Origin of the sequence: Kitasatospora sp. NPDC047058, assembly GCF_040643935.1 — a bacterium.
GTDB lineage: Bacteria > Actinomycetota > Actinomycetes > Streptomycetales > Streptomycetaceae > Kitasatospora.
This window is the reverse complement of the sequence record NZ_JBEYVJ010000465.1, coordinates 1-4,797: the sequence shown is the minus strand read 5'-3', so window position 1 is coordinate 4,797 and position 4,797 is coordinate 1. Positions and strand designations below refer to the sequence as shown.

3 protein-coding genes and 2 pseudogenes are annotated in these 4,797 nt (G+C 75.5%); 4 read left to right on the top strand and 1 reads right to left on the bottom strand.

The genetic code is table 11. The features are described 5' to 3' along the window. The 3 genes and pseudogenes from ABZ885_RS35505 to ABZ885_RS35495 form a co-directional block, all read left to right on the top strand. Positions 1-469 (top strand): annotated as a pseudogene (locus ABZ885_RS35505) (hypothetical protein); the annotation flags it as partial. Beyond that, entirely contained in the window at positions 466-1,335 is an 870-nt protein-coding gene (locus tag ABZ885_RS35500) for an SDR family NAD(P)-dependent oxidoreductase (RefSeq protein ID WP_360198222.1), read from the top strand. The pseudogene ABZ885_RS35505 and the gene ABZ885_RS35500, both read left to right, overlap by 4 nt. Before the next feature lie 19 nt (positions 1,336-1,354). Further along, on the top strand, positions 1,355-2,608 hold the full coding sequence (locus ABZ885_RS35495; protein ID WP_360198218.1) for a phenylacetate--CoA ligase family protein: 1,254 nt from the start codon (positions 1,355-1,357) through the stop codon (positions 2,606-2,608). Positions 2,609-2,690: 82 nt separating this feature from the next. Here the strand turns inward: ABZ885_RS35495 and paaI are convergent, their stop codons facing one another. Further along, a complete protein-coding gene (paaI, locus tag ABZ885_RS35490) occupies positions 2,691-3,086 on the bottom strand; it encodes a hydroxyphenylacetyl-CoA thioesterase PaaI (RefSeq protein WP_360198225.1) in 396 nt (131 codons plus the stop codon). Between the two features lie 282 nt (positions 3,087-3,368). On the opposite strand from paaI, the pseudogene ABZ885_RS35485 reads away from it, so the two are divergent. Next, positions 3,369-4,797, top strand: a pseudogene (locus tag ABZ885_RS35485) (hypothetical protein); the annotation flags it as partial.

The following is a 4,797-nucleotide window of genomic DNA, read 5'->3' as shown; positions in this document are numbered from 1 at the left end:
CGCGCCGCGGGCCGGCGGGCGGTTCGGCCTGGGACGCACACTCGCCTGGTCGCTGCTGCTGCACTGCCTGGTCGGACTCGGCGTGCTGGCCGCGCCCGCGCTGCCGGCCGGGCCGGTGATCGCCGTGACCATGGGCTGCTACGGCTTCTTCATGTCCTGCATCAACGTGTGCAGCGCCCCCATCCGGCAGACCCGGATGTCCGCCGAGCACCAGGGCGTGATGCACGCGGCGTTCCGGACCGTCACCTGGGGCGTCATCCCGCTGGCCGCACTGGCCGGCGGGCTGGCCGTCTCGGTGCTCACCGGCCCCCTGGGCATCCTGGACGCGGCCCGCTGGACCATGGTCGGCGGCACCCTGCTGGCCGCCTGCTCCTTCCTGCCCGCCCTCGGCATCCAGCCGCGGCTGGATGCCGCCGCGAAGCCGGAACCCTCCGGTGCGGAGCCGGAGTTGACGGAGCCGGCCCGGTGAGCGCGCCCGTCGTCCTGATCACCGGCAGCTCCTCCGGGATCGGCCTGGCCACCGCCGTCGCCGCCGCCCGGGCCGGGTTCACCACGGTGGCCACGCTGCGCGAACCGGCCCGCGCCCGGGAGCTCACCGAAGCGGCCGGGCGGGCCGGCGTCACCCTGGACGTCCGCCGGCTCGACGTCACCGACGCCGGCTCCGTGGCCGCCTGCCTGGCCGGCGTCGCCGAGACCCACGGACGCCTCGACGCGCTGGTCAACAACGCCGGCGTCTCCAACTCCGACCCGACGCTGGAGATGTCCACCATGGCCGCGCTGCGGGCCAACCTGGAGGTGAACTTCTTCGGCGTCATCGCCGTCAGCCGCGCCGCACTGCCGCTGCTGCGCGCGACGGCCGGCCGGCTGGTGACCATCGGCAGCGTGCACGGCGTGGTCGGCCAGCCCTTCAACGAGGCCTACTGCGCGGCGAAGTTCGCCGTCGAGGGGTTCATGGAGAGCCTCGCCCCGGTGGCGGCGGCCCACGGCGTGCGGGTCTCCGTCGTCGTCCCCGGCTACGTGCCCGACACCCGGTTCGGCGTCTTCCCGGACATCGACCGCACGACCGTCCAGGCCGCCTCCGGCCCGTACGCGCCCACCTTCGCCGACTACCTGGCCTGGGTCGGCGGCCAGGGCTGGGAGGCGGCCGGGCAGCCGGCCCGCGAGGTCGCCGAGGTCGTCGTCCGCACCCTGCGCGCCGAACGGCCCGCCTTCCGGGTACCCACCAACGCCTGGGCCGCCGCGTACCTGGAACAGAAACTCGCCGACCCGGACGGCGCCACCGTCCAGACCCTCGCGAACACCTGGATCGGCCGCCCTCAGGGGCTGTCCGGCTGACCTCACCACAGGAGAGCCCGTGCCCGCTACACCACTGCCCGAGCTGGTCGCCTTCGCCCGGCGCAACTCACCCTTCTACGCCGAGCTCTACCGCGGCCTCCCGGCTCGGGTCGAGCACCTCGGCCGGCTCCCCGTCATCGAGCAGGCCGCCTTCTGGGCCGCCAACACCTGGCCGGACAACCGGCTGCTCACCGGACCGCTGCTGGACGCCGGCGTCTACAAGACCGGCGGCACCACCGGCGTCCCCAAGTTCTCCCCCTGGACGCGCACCGAGCACGCCGACTCGGTGACCGCCTTCGGCGCGGGCCTGGTGCAGGCCGGCCTGCGCCCCGGACACCGGGTGGCCAACCTGTTCTGCGCCGGCGAGCTGTACGGCGGCTTCCTCTACATCGAGAACGCCCTGCACCACGCGCCGGTGGACAACGTCCGGCTGCCCGTCGGCGCCGCCCCCGACGCCTACGTGGCCGCGCTGATCGAGGACTTCGGCGTCGACGTGCTGGCCGGCGAGCCGATGAAGCTGAGCTCCGTCGCCGAGCACCTGGTCCGGCACGGCAGGGCCGCCGAGCGCGTCGAACTGCTGCTCTTCGGCGGGGACCTGCTCTTCGCCGACCTGCGCCCGATCCTCTCCCGGGCCTTCCCCCGAGCGGCCGTCGCCTCGATCGGCTACGCCTCGGTGGACGCCGGGCTGGTCGGCGCCCCGGTGCCCGGCGACGACGTCCGGGTGCACGAGGCGTTCCCGAACCGCACCGTGGTGGAACTGGTCGACGACGTGACCGGCGAGCCGGTCACCACCCCCGGGACGCCCGGCCGGGTCGTGGTCACCAACCTGTTCCGCACCCTGATGCCGATCCTGCGCTACCCGACCGGTGACCGCGCCGAATGGACCGACACCGAACGCCGGAGGTTCCGGCTGGTCGGCCGCTCGGCCGAGGGCGCCCGGGTCGGCACGGTGGCCATGCCGACCGAGGAGCTGCGCGCCGTCCTGGTCGCCAACGACGCGGCGGGGGCCATCTCCGGCATGCAGCTGGTCCAGCGCCGCTGGGACGGCAAGGACGGCCTGATCCTGCGGCTCGGCTGCACCGAGGAACCCCCGCCCGGGCTCGGTGAGCGCCTGGTCGAGGCCGTGTACCGGGCCCGGCCGCTCTACCCCGACGAGGTGGCGGCCGGGGCGATCCACCACCTCACCGTCGAGTGGGTGCCGCGCTCCGCGCTCACCACCAACCCGCGCACCGGCAAGCTGCAGCAGGTGGTCGACGAGCGCCCGCCGGCCTGAACCGGCGCACCGCGGTGCACCGGCGCACTGGTGGCCGGGCGGCCGGGTGGGGGAGAGCCGGGGAGCCCGTCCGGCCGCCCGGTCAGCCGGCCTGCGGCTTCCCGGCCAGCATCACGCTCTGCCCGCGGAACTCCGCGATCACCTTGCCCGCGGCGTCGCGCACCGTCACGTCGTAGATCCCGGACCGCCCGGACCGGACCCGCTCGACCGCCTCGGCGGTCAGCTCGTCCCCGACCGCCGCCGGCGCGAGGAAGGTGATCTGCGCGGCCTGGGCGACCGTCACCGGGCCGTAGCTGTTGCAGGCGTAGGAGAACGCCGCGTCGGCGAGCAGGAAGAGGTGGCCGCCGTGCGCGATGCCGTGGCCGTTCACCATGGCCGGAGCCACCGTCATGCGCATCCGCGCCCGCCCCGCGGACACCTCGTCGAGCGCGATGCCCAGCGCCCGGCAGGCCTCGTCGCGCTCGTACAGCGCGGCCATCCGTTCGGCCGTCCCTTCGGCCCTCCGCGCGGCCGTTCCGGCGGGCTCCGCCGCGTCCCCGGCCTCCGCGGTGTCCGCACCCATGACGCCCTGCTTCCCCGGGGACAGCCCGAAACGGTCGGTGGGCCGCGCGGACTCCGACCGCCCGTACGGCACCCGCATTAGACCGACCTGCGTGACGGGCTGTCAACGACCCGCGCCCACTGGGCATCCGGAGCATCGTGCCCGGGGCGTGACCCCGGCATGGCCTTGTCGTGTCCGGGGCGGGGAAGACTCGTGGGCATGGGGCGAACGGGGGAACGGGCCGCACTGCGGGCGGTCGCGCGCTGGGCGGGGCATCCGGGCACACTCGTCGCGGTGCTCGTGCTGCTGTTCAACGACCACGCCGGCAAGCGGATCTGGCCCGGCACGCTGCTCGCCGGGAAGCTCAGCGACCTGGCCTGGATGCTGGTCGCGCCGGTGGTGGTGGCCTTCCTGCTGACCCCGCTGCTCCGCCTGCGCGGGGACCGGCCCGCGCTGGTCGGACTGGCCGTCACCGCGGTCACCTTCACGGTGGCCAAGTCCGGCCCGGCCGGTGGCGAGCTGGCCTCCCGGATCTGGTCGGCGAGCGGTGTGCCGAGCCGGATCGAGGGGGATCCGACCGACCTGGTGGCGCTGCCGCTGCTCGCGGTGAGCTGGTGGCTGTGGACCAGGGCCCGGGTGGCGCGCCGGCCGTGGCAGTGGCTCGCGGTGGCCGGGGTGCCGCTGGCCGTGGCCGCGATGGTCGCCACGTCGGCGGCCCAGGGCTGGTCGCCCATGCTCTGGCAGGACGGCAGCGGGGCACCGGTCCTGGACACCTCGGCCGACCGGTTTACGACCCGGGACGGAGGTGCGACCTGGATCCTGCTGAAGCGGGACTCGGCCGACACACCAGGCTGGCGCATGAACCGGTGGAAGGGCGGGGCCTGCGTCCCCGCCGACCTGCGGCACTGCTTCCGGCTGTTGGACGCCACCTCGCCCGTCGAGGAGAGCGAGGACGGCGGCAGCACCTGGTGCGAGGCCTTCGACCCCGGCCCGGCCCGGCGCCGCTGGCTGCCCCCGCCGCCGGCCCCGCCGACGGACGTCACGACCCCGCCCTGGCCCCCCGCACCCTCCCCCTCGCCGACCGTGGACCGGTCGCTGTACCCCGCCGAGCTCCTCGTCCTCACCGCGCCGGGCGGCTGGGCGGTGCTCGCCCACTACCCGGGGAGCGGACTGGTCCGCGGCGACCAGGACGGCATCTGGGAGCTCCGGCCGTACCCGGTCCGCCCGCCGTCCCCGCCCTCCCCGCCGTCCGACGAGCCGCGCCGCTGGCCGCTGGGGCTCCCGGTGGCGGTGGTCGCCGGCTGCGCGGCGGTCTTCGCGGCCACCGGCGTCCGGCGGGTCGTCACCGACCGGTCCGACCCTGCGCGGCTCGGCGTCGTACTGGCGCTCCGTCAGTTCTTGTGCCTGGTATGGCTTTTGCTCGCGGCCTGGCTGTGCGGCGGGGAACTCCTGTGGTCGGTGCCCGGGGTGCTGGCGGGCAGTGTGCTGACGTTGGCGCTGCTGCCGATCCTGGCCCTGGTGTGGCGCGGGCCGCGACCCTCCGTGGGCGCGGTGCTCGCCCTGGGCGCCCTCGGCGCGGTGTCCGGTGCGGCGGCACTGGCGCCCTACCTGCTGTGGGGCGCGGGCAGCATCCGGACCTGGTCCCACG

What these genes read in the sequence shown, in the direction of transcription:
- paaI (WP_360198225.1), bottom strand. Translation starts at nt 3,086, where the DNA reads ATGGCCGCGCTGTACGAGCGCGACGAGGCCTGCCGGGCGCTGGGCATC.